Source organism: Sphingomonas phyllosphaerae 5.2 (genome assembly GCF_000419605.1).
In the GTDB taxonomy this organism is placed as follows: Bacteria; Pseudomonadota; Alphaproteobacteria; order Sphingomonadales; family Sphingomonadaceae; genus Sphingomonas; species Sphingomonas phyllosphaerae_B.
In genome coordinates this window covers 1,047,567-1,067,379 of the sequence record NZ_ATTI01000001.1, presented here as the reverse complement: position 1 = coordinate 1,067,379, position 19,813 = coordinate 1,047,567, and the positions used below count along the sequence as shown (strand labels likewise).

Genomic DNA, 19,813 nt, shown 5'->3' with positions numbered 1-19,813 from the left:
CGCGGTCGGGGGCCTGCGCCGACCAGATGCGCAGGCCCCTCACCGGGCTCAGAAGCTGAAGCGCACCCCCAGGCGATAGGTGCGGCCCAGCACGTCGTACAACGCCGGATTGACGAAGAACGGCGACTTCGCCGGGTCGCGGTTGAAGAGGTTGTCGACCTTGAAATAGGCGGTGGCCGCCTCGCTCAGGTCGTAGGTCCCGCCGACATCCATGTAGAAGGCGCCGGGCATGAAGTTCTGGTCGATCGTCGGGTGCTGGTTGGTCGACACCGGGCACGTGCCCGGATCGCAGCGCACATACTGGTTGCCCAGCACGCCGTCGCTGAACCAGCGCTCCTGCAGCAGCAGCGAGAAATTATCCCCCTCGTACGTCTGCACCGCAAGCCACTTCCAGTCGGGCGTGTTGCCGGTGTTCACGCCGGCGGTGTCGTTGGGGATGGTCCCGTTCAGCCCGGTGTCGGTGACGAACTTGCTGATATGCGTCGCCAGTGCGCGCACGGTCAGGCGACCCGGCAGGCCGAGCGGACGCTGCCAGCGGTAGCTTGCCTCGATGTCGAACCCGGACGTATCGATCGACGCCAGGTTGAACGCCTGCACGTTGATGAAATTCGGGCCGGCCGGGTTGTTCAGGTTGAACGCGCTGCACGTCTCCGGCAGCACGCCGCGGAAACACAGGTCGACGATGTCGCCCGCGCCGAGGCTGGAGATGACGTCGGTGATCTTGAGCTTGTAGTAATCGAACGACAGGCTCAGCCCCGGAAGCAGGCTCGATCCCGAGAAGGCGATCCCGGCGGTGGTGTTGCGCGCGATTTCGGGGGTGAGCGCCGGGTTGCCGATCGTGTTTTGGATCGCCAGCACGTTCACGTTGCGGAACGGATCGAAGAAGTTCGGCTGCGTCGTCGTCACCGGCGCGGCGAACAGCTCGGACAGGTTGGGCGCACGCACGTCGCGCGACGTCACGCCGCGCAGGCGAAGTCCGTCGATCGGCAGGTCCCAGGTGCCGCCGACCTTCCACGCCCATACCGTGCCCGACGTGCTGTAGTCGGTGACGCGCGCGGCGCCGTTGACGCTCGCGCGGCCCACCGAGTCGCCGTTGAGCAGCGGCACGTCGAGTTCCACGAACGCTTCCTTGACGCTGTAGGCGCCGCTGCCGTTCTTGTAATTGCCGGCATACCAGTTGTTGCCCGCCGGCAGCTGGACGGGATCGAACGGATAGATGTCGTTGTACGAGGAATTTTCGATGCCGGCGCCATACGGATCGGCGGTCACGCGGTAATATTCGTGACGGAATTCGCCGCCGAACGCCACCGACACCGGGCCGGCCCACGAACTGAACGGCGATCCGGAGAAGTTGAGGCTGGCGACGTCCTGCGTCTGGCGGGTGCGCTGGCGCGGGCCGTTCGCCGGCATGACATAGTCCAGCGACTGCTGCGACGGGCTGTCGCCGAACACGTTGAGCGGTTGGCAACCGGCCGCGCGGGCGACCGGGTTGGCGCAGACGATCGCACCGTCGATCGTCGTCGCGTTGATCGCCTGGTTGAAGCGGTTGGAGAGCAGGATGTTGTCGACGTCGATCTTGGTCCGGTTGGTGCCGTGCTCGACGTAGATGTCGTAGCTCCAGTCCGATCCGAGCACCGGCTGCCGGCCTTTGGCGCCCACCACGAAGCGGTACTGGCGGCGGTCGGTGTGCACCTGCGTGTTACCGAGCGCGGCATTACTGGTGCCAAACTGGAATTGCGTGATACCGGCGGTCGCGCATGCCGACTTTATCTGTGCCGGAACGAACGGATTGGCGCACTGGATCGTCAGCGCCGGGCGGTTCTGGCCGCCGACCGGCTGGTTGTTGGACTTCACCTGCGCGATGTTGGAGGTGAAGTAGATCTCGTTATTCGGCGCGAAATCAAAGCCGATCCGACCATAACTGTTGAGCCGCTCGAGCCCCGACAGCAGCGAACGCCCCGCATCGACGTTGCCCGACAAGTCGCCGCCCTGGCAGAAACCGGCAAAACATCCAATCACCGCCCCCGACGACTGCCGCGACGGAACGCCGTTCGAGCCGTACTGGAACTGGAACGGGGCTCCCGCACGATCGAAGGCGATGCCCTGCAATGGGCCTGCGGTGATAAGGCCGTACTTCGAGAACGTGATCGACTGCGCCAGATCACGCAGCACATATTGCGGCGATCCGTCGTTGGTGACGTTGCGATTGACCAACGTGGTCTGCTTGAACCAGTCGCGGCCGCCGGCCAGCCCGATGCCGAACTCTCCGCCGCCGACGCCTTCGTCGCGCGCGTATTCCGTGCTGCCGACGATATGAAGCCGGTCTTCCAGCAGGCTTGTGCCCGCAGCAAGCTGGACGAGTACCTGTTCGTTATCGCCGTAATCGGTGATGCCGCCCTGGATGTTGCCCTTCACGCCTTTGAAGCGGGTGTCGGTGATGAAGTTCACCACGCCGCCGACCGCGTCCGAGCCGTAGGAGGCGGACGCGCCACCATTTACCACGTCGACCCGCTTGATCAGCAATTGCGGGAACTGGCTGACATCGGGAACGCCGGTCACGTTCGCGCCGACGACGCGCTGGCCGTCAATCAGCGTCAGCGTGCGGATCGCGCCGACACCGCGCAGCGAGAACGAACTGAGCCCCTGTGCCCCGCTGGAGGTGCTGAAGGTGTTGACGCTCGTACCCGTCGATCCCTGCAGCGACGGCAGCTGCGAAATGGTCGTGAAGACGTTGGGTTGTGCGTTGGCGGCGATCGCGCCGGCATCGATCACCGTCGTCGGGGTCGGTGCCGTGAAGCCGCCGGTCGTGATGCGCGAGCCGGTGACGATGACGTCCTGCGCACCGCCTTCATCCGCTGCCGGGCTCGCCTGGTCGGGTCGCGCGGTCGAGCCGGCGGTGGTTTGAAGCTGCGCGGGAACCTCCGGCGGTGTCGTCGCGGCGCCGGCTTCTTGCCCTGCCGGCGCTGATTGCGCCTGTGCCAGCGATGGCGCGCCACCGGCGGCGATCAGTGCGATCACGGCGACGCCGGTCCGCATGCGGGCGCGACGCCCCTCGATCAACGCTTTCATCATCATCCCCTAGCTCCGTTGTTTTTGTCACTTCTTCGCGGGCGAGCGTTTGCCGCCTCGCCGAAATCTCGCCGAACGTTGTTGTTCGGCTCGGCCAGTTCGTCACACCGTCACGACAAATCCAGCCTCAGGCACCAAAACATCACACCTGGATATCGCACCAATCTTCGCAGCCGATACGCATCACGGCGGCCAACTTTTTCACGACCATCCGTCACCGCACCTTTCAGGCGCAGCCTTTCTCCCTCCCGTTTGCAACAAAATCACTCCGATTCGCTCTTACCGGCGCCAAGGTAACGTTACCATTCGAATCTATACTTAAGCACTCGGGTGTCAACTCTTTGCCGTGGGAATTCTTAGGCTTCCCGCTGCCCGCGCCCTCTCAAGTCGAAACCGGCGCGCTCAAACGAACAAGCGATCCGCCACCACACTACAGCGTGGCGGCCGCGCTCGGGATCAATCGCGGAAAAGCAGCGGGGCCATTTCCCGCAGGCTTCGCCGCCATGACTGGAATTCGTGCCCGGTTCCGGGCGACACGTAGAAGACGCTGTTGAGTCCGGCGCGTTTAAGCGCCGCGGCGTTGGCCGCGGGATCGGTACTCGGCCGGGCCGGCGACCCGCGCGTCTGTCCGTTCTCCAACTCGCGACCGCCATAGCTGACGAAGGTCAGCCGCACCTTGTCCTTGTACCCCGGCACTTCCGCGACATCTTGCGGCGACATGGTGCCGCCGCTCAACAGGCCGATGTAGCCGAAGGTATCCAGATTCTTGGGCGCGATCAGCTTGGTTTCGAACCCGCCCATCGACAACCCGGCCATGCCACGATGCCGCTGGTCCGCAAGCGTGCGGAAATGCCTGTCCACATACGGGATGAGTTCGTCGACCAGCACGGTACGGAACGGCGTGATATCGAAGCTGGCGAGCCCGCCCGGGCTGCCGGGACGCACATCGTTCGTCATCCCATAAGTCATGACGATGATGAACGGGCGCGCCTTCCGCGCCGCGATGAGATTGTCCATGATCAGATTGGCATGGCCCTGGTTCGACCACGCGGTCTCGTCCTCGCCCCAGCCATGCTGAAGATAAAGCACCGGATACCGTGTGCCGCCCGTCGCGTCATAGCCCGGCGGCGTGTAGACGAAGGCGCGGCGATGCGAACCCGTACTCGGCGACGCGAACAGCACCTGTTCGACGCGGCCATGCGGCACATCCTTCACCGCGTAGAAGTCTGCATCGCGGGCCGGGATCTCGATCCCGCTTTCCCAACGGGTCGAACCATAGAAGTTGAGCGTGCCGGGATCGTTGAAAGTCCCGCCATCGACCGTGAGATGATAGTAATGGAAGCCTTCGTCGAGCGGCCCTTCCGAAGTGGCCGTCCACGCGCTATCGGTGCCCTTGTTCAGCACGGTACCGCCGCGGCCGCCCAGCCCGAGGCTCACCCGCACGCTCTTCGCTTCGGGGGCGAGCACGCGAAAGCGGACATAGCCTTGCGAGTTCACCTGCGGAAACGACTGGCCCGGCTGGTTCAGCGATGACGGTTTGAAATCCTCCACGACCGGCGCCGCAGCAGCGGGCGCGGCTCCCGGTGTGGCGACCTGCGCGAAGGCAGGCGGTGCCGCCAATGAACACGCCATTGCGGTGACTAGAGCAAGTCTCATCGGCCCCTCTCTCCTGGCTCCCGATCCCTGTTGCCGGGTCGGCGAATCCTATCTGATATGTTTTACAGCATTGAAAGCAGGTCGCAACCCGCCATGTTCGCGTGCATTAGATGTCAGCCACGGCACGCACCCGCGCGACGGGACACTATGCCTCCTCATAATGAAAATAGCTGAAGTCAGCGGCTTTCCCGGCACCTGACACGTCCTGACAAGCCATCCCGACGAAGGTCCCCGTGAAATTGGGCAGGCCCGCGATCGTGGCTTCGTCCGACAGCAGGTCTGCGGCGAAGATAGTGTCCAGCCATGTCCACCCGATTGCATCGCCCACACGGTACCCGAACCGCAGCACCTCGTGATCCACCTCGACCCGCAAGGCGACCAGCCCTTCGCCGATCGGAACCTGCTCGGTGGTCGCGCTCGCGCCGTCACCGATCGGCAGCGCCGACAGCACCTGGAGCGTTCGGCCACCCTCGTCGTCTCCAGCGACGTGAAGATAATGGAATTTGGTCGCGTTGTAATAACAGACCAGTCCCGCCGCCTGCTGGAAGGTATCGGGGCGGTAATCCATCAGCGTCTCCGCGCTGTATCGGAACGCCTGCTGTCGCCGCGCGACAAGTGCTTGCGTGAAATGGCTGCCGATCGTCTCGCGACCGTGCAGCCGAAGCCAGCCCGGTCGCGCCGACAAGCTAAAGATATCGTCCGGATAGGGCGTCCGCAGCCATTGGAACGCGGACGGCAGCTCGGGGCCGGTGAAATCCGCAAGGCTGCGCATTGGCGTGGACGGCGGCGCCTTAAGGCCATGCGGTACGTCAAGCATCGGCGCCGCCGTTCCGTCCAATGTGCGCAGCCAGCCGTCGTCTCCCCATCGGACCGGCTGGATGGCGGTTTCGCGGCCCAGCACGCAGCGGTCGCTGGTGGGCAGCGGCCGCCCGCAGAGATGGAACAGCCACGTCGTTCCATCGCTTGCCTCGACGAGGTCGCCGTGTCCGGCGCGCTGCAACGGGGCATCCGGACGCCCTCGCGCCGTGAGCACCGGCCCGTCGGGATGCACTTCATAAGGGCCGAACAGGTCGCGGGATCGCGCCATAACGACGGCGTGATTACGGTCCGTTCCGCCCTCTGCGACCAGCAGGTGATACCAGCCGTCGCGCTTGTAGAGGTGCGGCCCCTCGGTGAAGCCGAGCGCGGTGCCTCTGAAGATGACGCGGCGCTCGCCGATCAGGCGCTTGGCGGCAATATCCAGTTCCTGCGCGACGATGCCGGCGAAGCGCGGCCGCCCCGGTCGATGGTCCCACAACATGTTGAGCAACCAGCTTCGCCCGTCATCGTCGTGGAACAGCGCCGGGTCGAAGCCGCTGCTGTTCAGGTGAACGGGATCGGACCATTCGCCGTCGATGCGATCGCACCAGACCCAATAGTTATGGAAGTCGCGCAGCGACACGCCCACCGCGCCGTCGACCGTGGTTCGACCGTAACGCTTCACGTCGGTGTAGACGAGGTGGAAGCGCCCGTCGGCATGGCTGAGATCCGCCGCCCACACGCCGCAGGAATCGGGGTCGCCGCGCAGATCGATCTGGCTTGGCCGACGCAGCGGCCGCGCCGCGAGTTGCCAGTCGCTCAGATCGCGCGAGTGATGGATCTGCACGCCGGGAAACCACTCGAACGTGGAGGTGGCGAGGTAATAATCGTTCCCGACGCGCACGATCGACGGGTCCGGGTTGAACCCGCGCAGGATGGGATTGCGAATGGTCATGACGGCTTTCGGATGTTCGTCCAGAGCAGCGCGGCGCCCGCCAGATCGAGCAGGCCGAGCAAGATGAAGAAGGGCTGGTAACCGACCTGGTCGACCAGCGATCCCAGCACCAGCGTGAAGATCAGGACGCCCAGATTGGCGGCGGTGCCCGACACGCCGGTCGCGGTCGCGACCTGATCCTGCGGGAAAAGGTCGGAGACCATCGTGATCACCGTCACCGACAATGTCTGGTGCGCGAAGCCGCCGAGGCACAGCAGCGCGACCGCGGCGACCGGACTGGTCACGGTGCCGACGAAGATCATCCCCGTCATCAGCACCGCGCCGAGCGTGAATGCCCACCGTCGCGCGTCGATCAGTCCGATTCCGCGGCGTTGCAACCATGCCACCACCGCCGGGCCGAACAGGCAGCCGAGATCGGCGGCGAGGAACGGCAGCCACGCGAATAGCGCGATCTGCTTCAGGTCGAAATGCCGCACCTGCACGAGGTACAGCGGCATCCACAGCGACAGCATGCCCCACACCGGATCGGCGAGGAAGCGCGCACCCGCAATCGTCCACAGATTACGGCGGCGGAGCAACTCGCCGAGCGGCGGGCGACCGCGACGGCTCGCCAGTGCGACCTCCTGCCCGTCCGCGATCAGCTGCCGTTCTTCGGACGAGATCGAGCGGTGCCGTGCGGGTGGCGCATACCACAGCAGCCACGCGAGCACCCACGCGATCCCCAGCCCACCCGCCACGAAGAAGGCCACGCGCCAGCTGTCGTAGAGGATCGCCCACGCGACCAACGGCGGCGCGAACACCGCGCCGAACGACGCACCGATCTGGTAGATGCCGCCCGCCACGCCGCGTTCGCGCGCCGGAAACCACTCCGCCACCACCTTCATGCCGGCTGGCTGCGCAGAACCTTCGACGAGTCCGAGCGCACCGCGGAGACCCGCAAACCCCATCCAGCCGCTCGCAAGCCCATGCCCTATCGTAATCAGCGACCATATTGCGACGAACAACGTGAAGCCGATCTTCAGGCCGATCACGTCGAGCAGATAACCCGCGACCGGCTGGAACATGATCCCAAGCTGGAACGCGCCGGTGATCCAGGAATATTGCTCGGACGAAATCGCCTGCTCCGCCATGATCGCGGGAGCGGCAACGCCCAGCACGCTGCGTGCCAGATAATTGATGACCATCGCGCCGACGAACAGCGCAATGATCGTCCAGCGCACATATGGAAATCGCGCCATCCCGCCTCCCACGGTAACGTTACCAGACCGTCGTACCCGCGCGATGCCGTCGATGACAAGCGCCTCTGCGCATTCCAGCACACGATCCGACATTGACGGGGCGTCTTGCCGCGATGCAGACCGGTCCGCTCAAAGGCGCCGGCGATGGTCGGCGGCGCAACGATGGGATGATTGTGCCCCAGCCGAAAGGACGTCGCCGCGGGGTGACGATCATCGACGTTGCCAAACAGGCCGGTGTGTCGCCGATGACGGTGTCGCGCGTCATCAACGGTGACCCGGGCGTCCGTGACGAGACACGCGAGCTCGTCAATGCGACGATCCGGACGCTCAACTACACCCCGAATCTCTCAGCACGAAGCCTGGTCACCTCACGGGAACTGCGGATCGGCGTGATCTACGCCAACCCCAGCGCCGCCTTCATGAGCGGGTTCCTCGCCGGCGTGTTCGAGGAAGCGTCGGCGCGCGCGGCGCAGCTGATCCTGCTAAAAGGCAAACAGGGCGGCGTGCCGACACATGCCGAGATCGAGCAGCTGATCAGTTCGGGAATCGGCGGCGTGATCCTTACGCCGCCGCTGGGCGAGTCGGCTGAGGTACGGCAGATCCTGCGCGCGGCCGGATTGCCGCTGGCGGTGGTGGCCGGGCGGGTGTCGGATGCGATATCGGTGGGGATCGATGACCGCCGCGCGGCGCATGACATGACGCGTCACCTGATTGCGCTCGGCCACCGCCGCCTCGGCTTCATCGTCGGCAACCCCGACCAAAGCGCCAGTGCCGAGCGGCTCGCGGGCTTTACCGCTGCGGCGCACGAGGCGGGTGTCGAAACCTGCATCGCGCAGGGTGATTTCAGCTACGCCTCAGGGCTCGTTGCCGGAGAACGATTGCTGGACGATCCGGCGCCCCCCACCGCGATCCTCGCGAGCAATGACGACATGGCGGCGGCGGTGGTCTCGGTCGCGCATCGGCGGCACCTCGACGTGCCGCGCGACCTCAGCGTCGCCGGCATCGACGACAGCATCGCCGCGACGACGCTTTGGCCACCACTGACGACCATCCGGCAACCCGTGCAGGAACTGGCCGGCGAAGCGCTCCGGCTCCTGATCGATGAAATGCGCGCCGCCCAGGGCAAGGGCGCTCGCTGCATCACACGGATGTTGGAGCACACGCTTGTGGAACGCGAATCCGCGGCAGCACCGCGGGTGCGCGAGAATTAGCCCAAGTCGATGGTTTGTGTCGGCGGCGCCCTGCCGATGTCGCCGCTTCCACCTGATTACCTCACCACAGGCTTGCGAGCAGGCCGATGGGCCGGGTACGCCGCCAGTTGTCGAGACGACCAGGTGTTCTGCAAGGCGCCGCGACCTCCGGGTTCACGGTCGACGCCCGAAGGAGCCCTGTCGGAAGGTTCTGCGTGTGACCAGATGTCGACGCCGTCGCAGGTGATCTCCGGCTGATCGAGACACCAGCGGGCGTTGCGTTGGTGAACAACGCGGCCGCCGTGACGCAGCTCCTCACGCCGCCGGCTCCAGGACCGACCGACGTTCTACCGCCTTCCCTGCAAGCGCCGTCATCTGCTCCCCGAAGCCATTTCGCCGCCGTCACCACAGCCGGTCGCCCCCGCGCTTCCGCTTACCGCGATCCAGCCTGCACGATCTCCACGAAGTTGGTCGCGATCCGCGAGCAAGCGGTCGCGTGCACCAGCCATACGGCGCTTACGGCACCTGAATCTGCCAGCGGCGTGTAAACGAGTCCGGTCGACTGGAGCGCACACAGCGACTGCGCCACGACCGTGATGCCTACCCCCGCCGCGACGAGCCCGAGCAGCGTCGATACCTCGCGCACGGCCTGTGCGACACTCGGCTCGACACCGCCGGCGCGCATGAGCGCGAACAACTCCTCGGTGAAGCCGCCGCTGCGATCGCTGGCGTAGACCACGAGCGGGTACGCGGCTGCGTCCGCCAGCCGCAGGTCCGGACGCCCGGCAAGCGGATGGTCGGGATGGGTGGCGACTACCAGCCGCTCGCCCAGGATGCGCGTCGCGGCGAGATCGGGCGGCAGGGCGGGCGGCGCGGCGCTGCGCAGGAAGCCGATGTCGAGCGCGTCAGCGAGGATCGCTCCAACCTGCGCCGCCCCCGCGACCTCCGACAGCGCGAGCTTCACCTCGGGGTAACGTAATCGGAACGCGTTGATCGCGGCGGCGACCTGCGGGATGAAGGGCGCCGAGGCATTGAACCCAACGTGCAGCTCACCCAATTCGCCGCGCCCGGCGCGACGGGCGACGAGCGCCGCGTTGTCCGCCTCCGCCAGCGTGCGCCGCGCCGCGTCGAGGAATGCCGAACCCGCCTGCGTCAGGGCAACACGGCGACTGGTGCGATCGAGCAGCCGTACGCCAAGTCCGTCCTCGAGCTGACGAATCTGCTGACTAAGCGGTGGTTGCGAGATGCCGAGCCGTGCCGCCGCCCGTCCGAAATGCAGGTCTTCGGCGACCTGAACGAAATAGCGGAATTGGCGTAACTCCATGATCGATAGCCTTTACGTCTCAATCGACATGGAAACAATATTAGACAAAGCGGCAATCAGGGCAGAAGGCCGCGTTTACGGCCGCTCCATGCGCCGTCGTCCTTCCTGGTCGTCGGTCGCTGCTCGTGCCGGGCGGGCGGGCGACGTCGCTCACCGGGGAGGTCGCCACTAACGAAAGCTGTGCCCATGATCGGCATCGTACGGATAGCGCTGGCGCGACCGCTGACATTCATCGTCATGGCAATCCTGATCGCGGTGGTCGGCGTGCTCGCGGCGATCCGCACCCCGGTCGACATCTTTCCCGACATCAAGGTGCCGGTCATCGCTACCGCCTGGCAATATGCCGGCCTGTCGCCCGACGAAATGTCGGGTCGGATCATCACGCCGTTCGAACGCGTGCTGACGACCACGGTCAACGACATCGACCATATCGAAAGCCAGTCGCTGCCCGGCATCGGCGTGGTGAAGATCTATTTCCAGCCGGGTGCGGACATCCGCACCGCCACCGCGCAGGTCACCTCGGTGTCGCAGACCGTGCTCAAGCAACTGCCGCCCGGGATCACCCCGCCGCTGGTGCTCAACTACAGCGCCTCGACAGTACCGATCGTCCAGCTCGCGCTGTCGGGCAAAGGGCTGTCCGAAGGGCAGATGTTTGATCTTGCCAGCAATCAGGTCCGTCCCGGGCTGGTGACTGTGCCGGGTGCGGCGATCCCTTACCCGTCGGGCGGGCGGCAGCGCCAGATCCAGATCGACCTCGATCCGGACGCGCTCCAGTCCAAGGGCTTGTCGGCGCAGGACGTCGGCAACGCGATCGCGGCGCAGAACCAGATCAATCCGGCGGGTTTCGCGAAGATCGGCGGCTTCCAGTACAGCGTCCGGCTGAATAACGCGCCGGGTTCGATCGAGGAGCTCAACAGCATCCCGGTCAAGGTCGTGGGCGGCGCGACGATCTACATGCGCGACGTCGCGCACGTCCGCGACGGCTCGGCGCCGCAGACCAACGTCGTTCACGTCGATGGCGCGCGATCGGTGATCATGACCGTGCTCAAGAACGGCGCCACCTCGACGCTGGCGATCGTGCAGGGAATCAAGGACGCGCTGCCCAAGATCCAGGAGACGCTGCCGAAGACGCTCAAGATCGTACCGATCGGCGACCAGTCGCTGTTCGTCCGCGCGGCGGTGGAAGGCGTGGTGAAGGAGGGCGCGATCGCGGCGGCGTTGACCAGCCTGATGATCCTGCTTTTCCTCGGTTCGTGGCGCTCCACCGTCATCATCGCGATCTCGATCCCGCTCGCCATTCTCTCGGCGATCATCGGGCTGGCGGTAACAGGCAACACGCTCAACACGATGACGCTGGGCGGACTGAGCCTGGCGGTCGGCATTCTGGTCGACGACGCGACGGTGACGATCGAGAACATCAACTGGCACCTGGAACAGGGCAAGCCGGTGCACCGCGCGATCCTGGACGGCGCGGCGCAGATCGTGACGCCGGCTTTCGTGTCGCTGCTGTGCATCTGTATCGTGTTCGTGCCGATGTTCTTTCTGCCAGGCGTCGCGGGTTTTCTCTTCGTGCCGCTCGCGCTCGCGGTGGTGTTCGCGATGATCGCCTCGTTCGTCCTGTCGCGCACGCTTGTCCCGACGATGGCGATGTATCTGCTCAAGCCGCACGGTGCGAGCGGCGACCATGACGAGCACAGCGCCGGGGCGCCCGGCTCGCGCAACCCGCTGGTGCGGTTCCAGCGCGGGTTCGAGGTTCGGTTCGAGCGGATCCGCGCCGGCTATGGCGGGCTGCTCGAGCGCGTGCTCGCCGCGCCGAAAGGGTTCGTGATCGGCTTCCTCGCGGTCGTGCTGCTGTCGTTCGGGCTGGTGCCATTCCTGGGGCAGAATTTCTTCCCCTCGGTCGACGCGGGGCAGATCGCGATGCACGTTCGCGCGCCAGTCGGCAGCCGGATCGAGGAAACCTCTGCCGAGTTCGACCGCATCCAGCGCCGCATCCGCCAGATCATCCCGGCGGACGAGCTGGTTTCGGTGGTCGACAACATCGGGCTGCCGGTCAGCTCGATCAACACCACCTACAACAACTCCGGGACGGTCGGCCCGCAAGACGGCGACGTGCTGATCCAGCTGTCCGAAGGCCATCGCCCGACCGAGGAATACGTCCGCCAGCTGCGCGAGCAGCTGCCGCGCGACTTCCCCGGTTCGACCTTCTCCTTCCTGCCGGCGGATATCACCAGCCAGATCCTCAACTTCGGCGCGCCCGCCCCTATCGACATCCAGGTCACCGGCAAGGACGCGTCCGCGAACGCCGCCTATGCGCAGAAGATCATGCGCCGGATCACGCGCATTCCGGGGCTGGCCGACGCGCGTATCCAGCAATCGGCCCGCTATCCGCAACTCAACGTCGCGATCGATCGCAGCCGCATCGGCCAGTACGGGCTTACCGAGCGCGACGTGACCACCAGCCTGGCGAGCTCGCTGGCCGGCACGGCACAGACCGCGCCGGTGTTCTTCCTCAACCCGGAGAACGGCGTGTCGTACCCGGTGGTCGCACAGGCACCCGAATATCGCATCGGCTCGATGAGCGACCTGTCGAGCATTCCGGTGACCGGCAGCGACGGGCGCTCGCAGGTGCTGGGCGGGCTTGGCACGATCGTCCGCACCAACGCGCCGGCGGTCGTGTCGCACTACAACATCGCGCCTGTGATCGACATCTTCGCCACCCCGGCGGGGCGCGACCTGGGAGCGGTGGCGAGCGACATCCGCCAGGTGCTCGACGAGTTGAAGGCCGAGGCCCCCAAGGGCGCAACCGTCACGCTGCGCGGACAATATGCCACGATGAACAACGCCTTCTCGGGGCTGGGTTACGGGCTGCTCGGCGCGATCGTGCTGATCTACCTGCTGATCGTCGTGAACTTTCAGAGCTGGCTCGATCCGTTCGTGATCGTCACCGCGCTGCCCGGCGCGCTGGCCGGTATCATCTGGATACTGTTCATCACCGGCACGACGCTGTCGGTGCCCGCGCTCACCGGCGCGATCATGTGCATGGGCGTGGCCACCGCCAACGCGATCCTGGTGGTGAGCTTCGCGCGCGAGCGGCTCGCCGAGCTCGGCGACGCCACCGCCGCCGCACTGGAGGCGGGGCTCACCCGCTTCCGCCCGGTGCTGATGACCGCGCTGGCGATGATCATCGGCATGCTGCCGATGGCGCTCGGACTGGGCGAAGGCGGCGAGCAGAACGCGCCGCTCGGCCGCGCGGTGATCGGCGGCTTGCTGGTCGCCACCTTCGCCACCCTGTTGTTCGTCCCCGTCATCTTCAGCCTCGTCCACCGTCGCCGCGGCACGACCGCGCCGCCGCGCGAGGCCACTCAACTGGAGGAAGTCCATGTCTGAGGCGTCGACCGAAACGTCCCGCGCAGCGCCGTCGCGCGCGCTGCGCACCGCCGGCCTCGCAGCTGCGGTGATCGCGGTCGGCGTGGTGGGCGCGGGGATCGCCACCCGCTCGCGCACCGAGAGCCGACTGGCCGAGCGGACCGCGGCGCAGTCCACCCCGACGGTGGCGGTAATCAAGGCGACGCCCGCCGCAGCGACGGGTGCGCTGACGCTGCCGGCCAACCTGCAGGCGTTCAACAGCGCGCCGATCTTCGCGCGGACCAGCGGGTACGTACGGAAATGGTATGTCGACATCGGCGACCCCGTGCGTGCCGGCCAGACGCTGGCGGTGCTCGACGCGCCAGAGATCGATCAGCAACTGGTCGCCGCGCGCGCCGACCTGGAGACCGCGCGCGCCAACCAGCAACTGGCCGCCTCCACCGCGACGCGCTGGCGCAACATGCTGGCCAAGGACGCGGTGTCGAAGCAGGAGACGGACGAGAAGGTCGGCGACCTAGCCGCCAAGACCGCGGTGACCAACGCCGCGCGCGCCAACGTCTCGCGGCTGACCTACACGCAGGGCTTCACGCGGCTGGTCGCACCATTCGGCGGCATCGTCACCAGCCGCTCGACCGATATCGGCGCGCTCGTCACGGCCGGCACCGCCGCTTCGACGCCGCTGTTCACCGTGTCCGACGTACGGCGGATGCGCGCCTATATCCGCGTGCCGCAGAATTACTCGGCGCAGATCCATCCCGGCATGCACGTGACGCTGACACTCCCCGAATATCCCGGCCGCGCCTTCGACGCCACGCTGACCCGCACGGCGGGCGCGGTGGAGCCATCGTCGGGCACGGTGCTGGTCCAGGTCGAGGCGCCGAACCCCGACCGCGCGCTCAAGCCCGGCGCGTACGCGCAGGCGAGCTTCCCGGTGGCGGGCGCCAGCGGCGCGATGGCGCTGCCGGCAAGCGCGCTGATCGTCGGCGAGAAGGGGACGCAGGTGGCGGTGGTCGGCAACGACGGCAAGGCGCACCTGCACACGATCCGCATCGGGCAGGACAACGGCAACATGGTAGAGGTGAGCGCCGGCGTGAGCGCTGCCGATCGCGTCATCGACAACCCGCCCGACTCGCTTGCCGAGGGCGACGCGGTTCAGGTGCAGAAGACGGCGGTGAAGCAGTGACCGGTCGCGCGGGCGCCGCACGACAAAGGATGCGGCAGGTCGCGCAGTGCCGGCGATCGCGCGTTGGGTGCGGCGCGCCGTCGGCCCAGCATGGCACCAGCTTGCGGGGCGAGGAGCGCGGCGCGGGAGAGACGCGCGGCGACACCCCGACCCGTTCGCTTGATCTCCCACCACCTCGGAGCGGCCCGGCGACCCGGTTCGGCGCTGCCCGGGTCGCGACCATTGTCGCGCTACTCGCCACCGCCGCCTGCTCCACTGCGCCCGACTACGTGCGCCCGACAACCCCGACGGCAGCAGCCTACAAGGAGGTCGAGGGCTGGCAGCCGGCGCAGACCAACGTCGCGCCGCGCGGCCGCTGGTGGGAGTTGTTCGCGGACCCGGTCCTCACCGGCCTGGAGGAGCGTGTCGCTACCGGCAACCAGGACCTCGCCGCCGCGGTCGCACGCTACGATCAGGCGCGCGCCGTAGCACGGCAGGCGCGCGCGGACCGCTTTCCCGAGATCGGCGTCTCCGGCGACGTGAGCCGCAACCGCGTCTCCACCGGCCGTCCGCTCGCGCTCGGTACCGCGGCGCCTTATAGTGTCGGCACGGTGGGCGCGTCGCTGGCCTATGAGGTCGATCTGTTCGGCCGGGTGCGCGATTCGATCCGCGCCAGCCGCGCCGAGGCCGTGGCGAGCGAAGCCGACGTCGCGGCGGTGACGCTCGGCGTACAGGCGCAGCTTGCCAGCATCTATTTCGACATGCGCGGGCTCGATGCCCGGATCGTGCTGCTGCGCCAGACCGTCGAGGCCAACGAGCGCGCCTATCAGCTCACCGACACGCGTCACGAAGGCGGCATCGCCTCGGGCATCGACGTCAGCCGGGCGCAGAACCTGGTGGCGAGTGCGCGCGCCGAGTTGTCGGCGGTCGCGATCGCACGCCAGCGCGACGAGCATGCGATTGCGGCGCTGCTCGGCGAAGCGCCCGCCGGCTTCGCGATTGCGGTCGACGACCGGCAGCTCGCGCCGCCCGCCATCCCCGCCGGTCTGCCCTCGACGCTGCTGGAGCGTCGGCCGGACATCGCCGCCGCCGAACGCCGCGTCGCCGCCGCAAATGCGCGGATCGGCGTGGCGCGCTCGGCGCTGTTCCCCAGCGTCACGCTCGGCGCGGCCGGCGGGTTCGAGGCGGCGCGTGGCTCGCTGCTGACCGCCTCCAACGGCTTCTGGGCGCTCGGCCCGCTCTCCGCTGCGCTGGCGATCTTCGATGGCGGGCGCCGTCGCGCGGACGTGCAGCGCGCGCGGGGGGAATATGACGAGGCGGCGGCCTCCTATCGCCAGACCGTCCTAACAGCCTTCCGCGAAGTGGAGGACGCGTTGGCCAGCCAGCGGCTGCTCGCGGCGCAGGAGCGCGACCAGCGCAGCGCCGCCGAGGCGGCGGAGCACACGCGCGAGCTGGCGCTGATCCGCTACCGCGACGGCGCCGCCGATTATCTCGAGGTCGTCGTCGCGCAGACCGCAGCACTCGACGCCGAGCGAGCGCTACTGACCGTACGCAGCCAACAATTACAGACCGCGACCGACCTGATCCGCGCGCTGGGTGGTAGTGGTGACGTAGTGAGCACGGAATAACGTCACCACTGTCACCACTGTCACCACTGTCACCACGGTCACCACGGTCACCGCATCAGAAGCGGAAGCGCACACCGAGCGAGTAGGTACGCTCAATGTAGCGGACCTGGAACGGATAGCTATCTCCTGCCGCATTATAGGCGCGCTCGTTGCGGACCGGCGTGCCCAGCACGTTCAGCAGATCGAAGGCGATCGTCACGTTTGGCACGGGCGTGACGGTCGTGGAGAAATCCATGACACCCAGCGATTTCTGGTACAACGGCGCGAGGAACCCCGCCTGAAGGTCCTGATACTCAGTCGCGAAGCGGGACCGCCAGTTGTACGCCAGCCGCGCCGAGAACACCGGACGCTCATACAGGCCAACCAGGTTGAACGAATGCTTGGACACGCCGGGAAACGGCTGCTGCCCCGCCAGCCGGTCGCGGAACTCCGGCGCCAGTTCGGTCGATGCGTCGAGATAGGTGTAATTGGCCTGCACGCCGAAGCCACGCGCCCATTCTGGCAGACTGGCGATGTCGAGGAAGCCGGTGAACGCCACCTCCGCACCCTGCACCCGCCCATTGCCGCCGTTGCTCGGCGAGTTGACACGGCGATCCGGCGCCCCGGCAATCGTGATGTTGGTGGTGCTGCGGAAGATGAAGTTGCTGACGTCGCGGCGAAACACGCCCGCGGTCAGCGACCCGGCCGGCGCATAATAATATTCGAGCGACAGGTCGTAGTTATTCGAGCGCAGCGGGTTCAGGTTCGGGTTGCCGGACGTGACCGGAACGAAGCAATTGACCGTGTCGATGCCCTCGGTCGAGCATGCGGTCGGCACAGTCCCGACGTTGCTGGACGGGTTCAGGTCGATGAAATTCGGCCGCGTCCGCGTCTGCGTGAAGGCGATCCGCAGCTGCAGGTCCCTCGCGAGCGTCGCCCTCAGGTTCGCGTTCGGCAGATAGTCGGTATACCTGTTCGTCTGTGCGACGGGCGTGAACGTATCGGTGGTCGCGTCGTATGAATTGCCTTGCACCTGGGTACGCGTGTTGATGACGCGCACGCCCAGATTGCCCTCGATCGGGAGGCCAACGTCGAAGGCGTATTTGGCCTGCGCATAGCCCGCCCACGAGCGTTCGGACGCGGTGAACGTCTCCTGATCGTTGAATGCCGGGTTGCCCGACCCAAAGCCCGCAATGGCGCGGAGCGGATCGCGATTGTCGAACACGCTGTCGAAGGTCGCGCCGGGGAAGACGGTTACCGGCTGGTCGTTGTCGAACCGGAAACCACGCGTGATCGGCCCGATCTGTACGGGTAGGTCGGGGTAGGTCAGCCCGGTCTGGATCAGTCCGGCATACCGCTGGCCATTATACCGTGCGGCGTCGCGCGTGTTGAAACGGACGCCGGCCTGCAGCGTCGGCAGGAAGTCCAGACCCATGTCGTATTCGGCGTCCAACCGCGCCTGCCAATCCTTGCCCGTGGCGCGGAAATTGGCGTCGAACAGTCCGCGCAGCGCATAATTGTTGGGATCGGACGCGTCAAAGTCCACGAAGTCGAACACGCCGCCACCCTTCCCGCGTGCGATGTCGAAATCGACGTTGCGGGTCGGTGATCTGGTGAAGGCGTAGTCGATGTTCGCGCTTTGCTGCGTATACGTGCTGTCGGTGTACGCGACGTCGCCGGTCAGCTTGAGCCGCCCCGCAGTCCAGATCGCGCCGCCCGCCAGCTGATACGTATCGGTGCGCGCCCTGGTGAACGCATCATAGCCATCGGGCGTCGATGCCCCGGTGACTGTCATGCTCTGCACCGAGTTGCTGCCGTTCCGCAGCACCACATTGCTGTATTGCGCACCGTCGCCGAACGTCGGTACGAACAGCCAGTGGTTACGATCCTCGGCACGGTAGCCCTGGAACAGGCCGTCGATATAGAATTCGAGGTTGCTGGCGGGGCGCCATTGTACCGCCGCGTTGACCGAGGGACGCCAACGATTGCCGCTGCCGTAGAAGATGCCCTGCCCGTTCGGTCGCGTGAACCCGGCTGCGTCGGCGGGCGCCCCTGGCTCCGGGGTGACGAAGCGGTCGACCTCGCGCGTGGCGTCGAGGAAGTCGATGTTCGAGATCGCAGCATTGACCAGCACGCCGATCTCGCCAATGCCTGTGTCCCAGCGATCGGTAACCAGCAGGTTGCCGTTATAATCCAGCCGCTGGCTCTGTTCCCAATGCACGCCGTTCAGCGAGCCGGAAAGCTGAAAGCCGTCGAAGTCGAACGGGCGCCGCGATCGGACGTTCACTTGCCCGCCGATCCCGCCCTCGATCAGGTTCGCCGTCGATGACTTGTAGACCTCAAGCGCCTGAACCGCGCCGGCCGGGAAATCCTGGATCGCGACGAAGCGGTTCTCGGCCGTGAAAATTTCCCGCCCGTTGTAGGTCGTGGAAATGTCCGGCAGGCCGCGGATCTGCACGCCGGCCGCCTCGCCCGCGGCACGGGTCACCTGCACGCCGGTCACGCGCGCCAGCGCGGCGGAGGCAGTGACGTCGGGCAGCTTGCCAATATCTTCGGCTACGATCGAATCGACGATACCTTCGGCATTGCGCTTGATGTTCTGCGCCGATTGCAGGCTGCGGCGCAGGCCCGTGACCACGATGTCGTCGGTCTGCGCGTCGTCCTGTGTCGCATCGGCGATCGTCGCGGGGTTGGCGACGGTGTCAGCCGCAGTCGTGGGCTTCGGCGCCTCGGTTTGTGCAGCCACATTCGTCGCGGCGAACAAAGCCCCTGCCGACACCGTCGAGATCAGCCACTTTTTCACGTCATCCTCCCTGCGGGATCATGCAATTTCTGACGCATGCCCCTACATGCATCGCCCGTTCGCGCCACTTTCCTGTGTTAACAACAGGTTAAAAGATACTACAAATGCCGACATCGTCATGTGGGTGGTCGCCGATGGACAGCCGCCGCACCGACCGCCCCCCGAGGCCGAATCTTCGAGCGGCTGAGGCTCTCCTGCTCATGGCGTCACCGCCCTGATTCGATTGTGCGGAAGGGTAAGGAACTCTTCGGTCGATCGACTTTGAGCAGTTCCTGTGACGGCACCACGCCACGGGGAAGCGGACGCTCTCGTATTAGTGCTTCGAACCGCGAGACGATCGTACCAACGTGGGGGTCGCCGCCGCTCGAGATATCAAGCCGGCTCGCCTAGCGGCTCCAAAGTCCAACCGGTCGGAGTCTCGCTGCCGAGGTTATGCATGGCGAGGCATGCCACGAAATGCGTCAGGCAGACTGAATGGCCAGCACCACGTCGAGCAGACCGGAAAGCGCCGATCTAGTTCGGCCGTCGCAGTGTGTTGATCATGTCGAGCACCGCCCGCGTCGTCTCAACCAGCCCCGCGGCGCGCATCAGCTTGAGGTGGTTCGACATGGGTGCGCCCTCGGGGATCGGTTTCGCGCGACT

General features: G+C 66.4%; 10 protein-coding genes. 4 read left to right on the top strand and 6 right to left on the bottom strand.

Annotation, left to right across the window (positions count from 1 at the left end; translation table 11 throughout):
* Positions 1 to 48: 48 nt before the first annotated feature.
* The 4 genes from SPHPHY_RS0104895 to SPHPHY_RS0104880 all read right to left on the bottom strand — a co-directional run bounded on the left by SPHPHY_RS0104895 (position 49) and on the right by SPHPHY_RS0104880 (position 7,716).
* Positions 49 to 3,069 carry a TonB-dependent receptor domain-containing protein gene (locus SPHPHY_RS0104895; protein ID WP_051148379.1) on the bottom strand — a complete coding sequence of 1,007 codons (3,021 nt, stop codon included), beginning with the start codon at positions 3,067 to 3,069 and terminating at the stop codon, positions 49 to 51.
* Between the two features lie 456 nt (positions 3,070 to 3,525).
* A complete protein-coding gene (locus tag SPHPHY_RS0104890; protein WP_051148272.1) occupies positions 3,526 to 4,725 on the bottom strand; it encodes an alpha/beta hydrolase-fold protein in 1,200 nt (399 codons plus the stop codon).
* Positions 4,726 to 4,870: 145 nt separating this feature from the next.
* Positions 4,871 to 6,478, bottom strand: coding sequence for a glycoside hydrolase family 43 protein (locus SPHPHY_RS0104885; RefSeq protein WP_022685582.1), 1,608 nt, complete (start codon positions 6,476 to 6,478; stop codon positions 4,871 to 4,873).
* On the bottom strand, positions 6,475 to 7,716 hold the full coding sequence (locus SPHPHY_RS0104880) for an MFS transporter (RefSeq protein WP_028056495.1): 1,242 nt from the start codon (positions 7,714 to 7,716) through the stop codon (positions 6,475 to 6,477). Before SPHPHY_RS0104880 ends, SPHPHY_RS0104885 begins: the two co-directional genes overlap by 4 nt.
* 113 nt (positions 7,717 to 7,829) lie before the next feature.
* Here SPHPHY_RS0104880 and SPHPHY_RS0104875 point away from each other — a divergent pair, with 113 nt between their 5' ends.
* On the top strand, positions 7,830 to 8,927 hold the full coding sequence (locus SPHPHY_RS0104875; RefSeq protein WP_022685580.1) for a LacI family DNA-binding transcriptional regulator: 1,098 nt from the start codon (positions 7,830 to 7,832) through the stop codon (positions 8,925 to 8,927).
* 412 nt (positions 8,928 to 9,339) lie between these two features.
* On the opposite strand, the gene SPHPHY_RS0104870 is transcribed toward SPHPHY_RS0104875, so the two are convergent.
* Positions 9,340 to 10,230 (bottom strand): LysR substrate-binding domain-containing protein, encoded by an 891-nt coding sequence (locus SPHPHY_RS0104870; protein ID WP_022685579.1) that lies wholly within the window; start codon positions 10,228 to 10,230, stop codon positions 9,340 to 9,342.
* Between the two features lie 186 nt (positions 10,231 to 10,416).
* On the opposite strand from SPHPHY_RS0104870, the gene SPHPHY_RS0104865 reads away from it, so the two are divergent.
* The 3 genes from SPHPHY_RS0104865 (at position 10,417) to SPHPHY_RS19355 (ending at position 16,389) form a co-directional block, all read left to right on the top strand.
* On the top strand, positions 10,417 to 13,620 hold the full coding sequence (locus SPHPHY_RS0104865; RefSeq protein WP_022685578.1) for an efflux RND transporter permease subunit: 3,204 nt from the start codon (positions 10,417 to 10,419) through the stop codon (positions 13,618 to 13,620).
* The gene (locus SPHPHY_RS0104860; protein WP_022685577.1) at positions 13,613 to 14,782 is read left to right on the top strand and encodes an efflux RND transporter periplasmic adaptor subunit; all 1,170 of its coding nucleotides are present in this window, start codon (positions 13,613 to 13,615) and stop codon (positions 14,780 to 14,782) included. The genes SPHPHY_RS0104865 and SPHPHY_RS0104860 overlap by 8 nt, the downstream gene beginning before the upstream one ends.
* A 221-nt stretch (positions 14,783 to 15,003) precedes the next feature.
* On the top strand, positions 15,004 to 16,389 hold the full coding sequence (locus SPHPHY_RS19355) for an efflux transporter outer membrane subunit (protein WP_043130583.1): 1,386 nt from the start codon (positions 15,004 to 15,006) through the stop codon (positions 16,387 to 16,389).
* Positions 16,390 to 16,444: 55 nt separating this feature from the next.
* Here SPHPHY_RS19355 and SPHPHY_RS19350 read toward each other — a convergent pair whose 3' ends face one another.
* Positions 16,445 to 19,171 (bottom strand): TonB-dependent receptor, encoded by a 2,727-nt coding sequence (locus SPHPHY_RS19350; protein ID WP_022685575.1) that lies wholly within the window; start codon positions 19,169 to 19,171, stop codon positions 16,445 to 16,447.
* Positions 19,172 to 19,813: the final 642 nt, after the last annotated feature.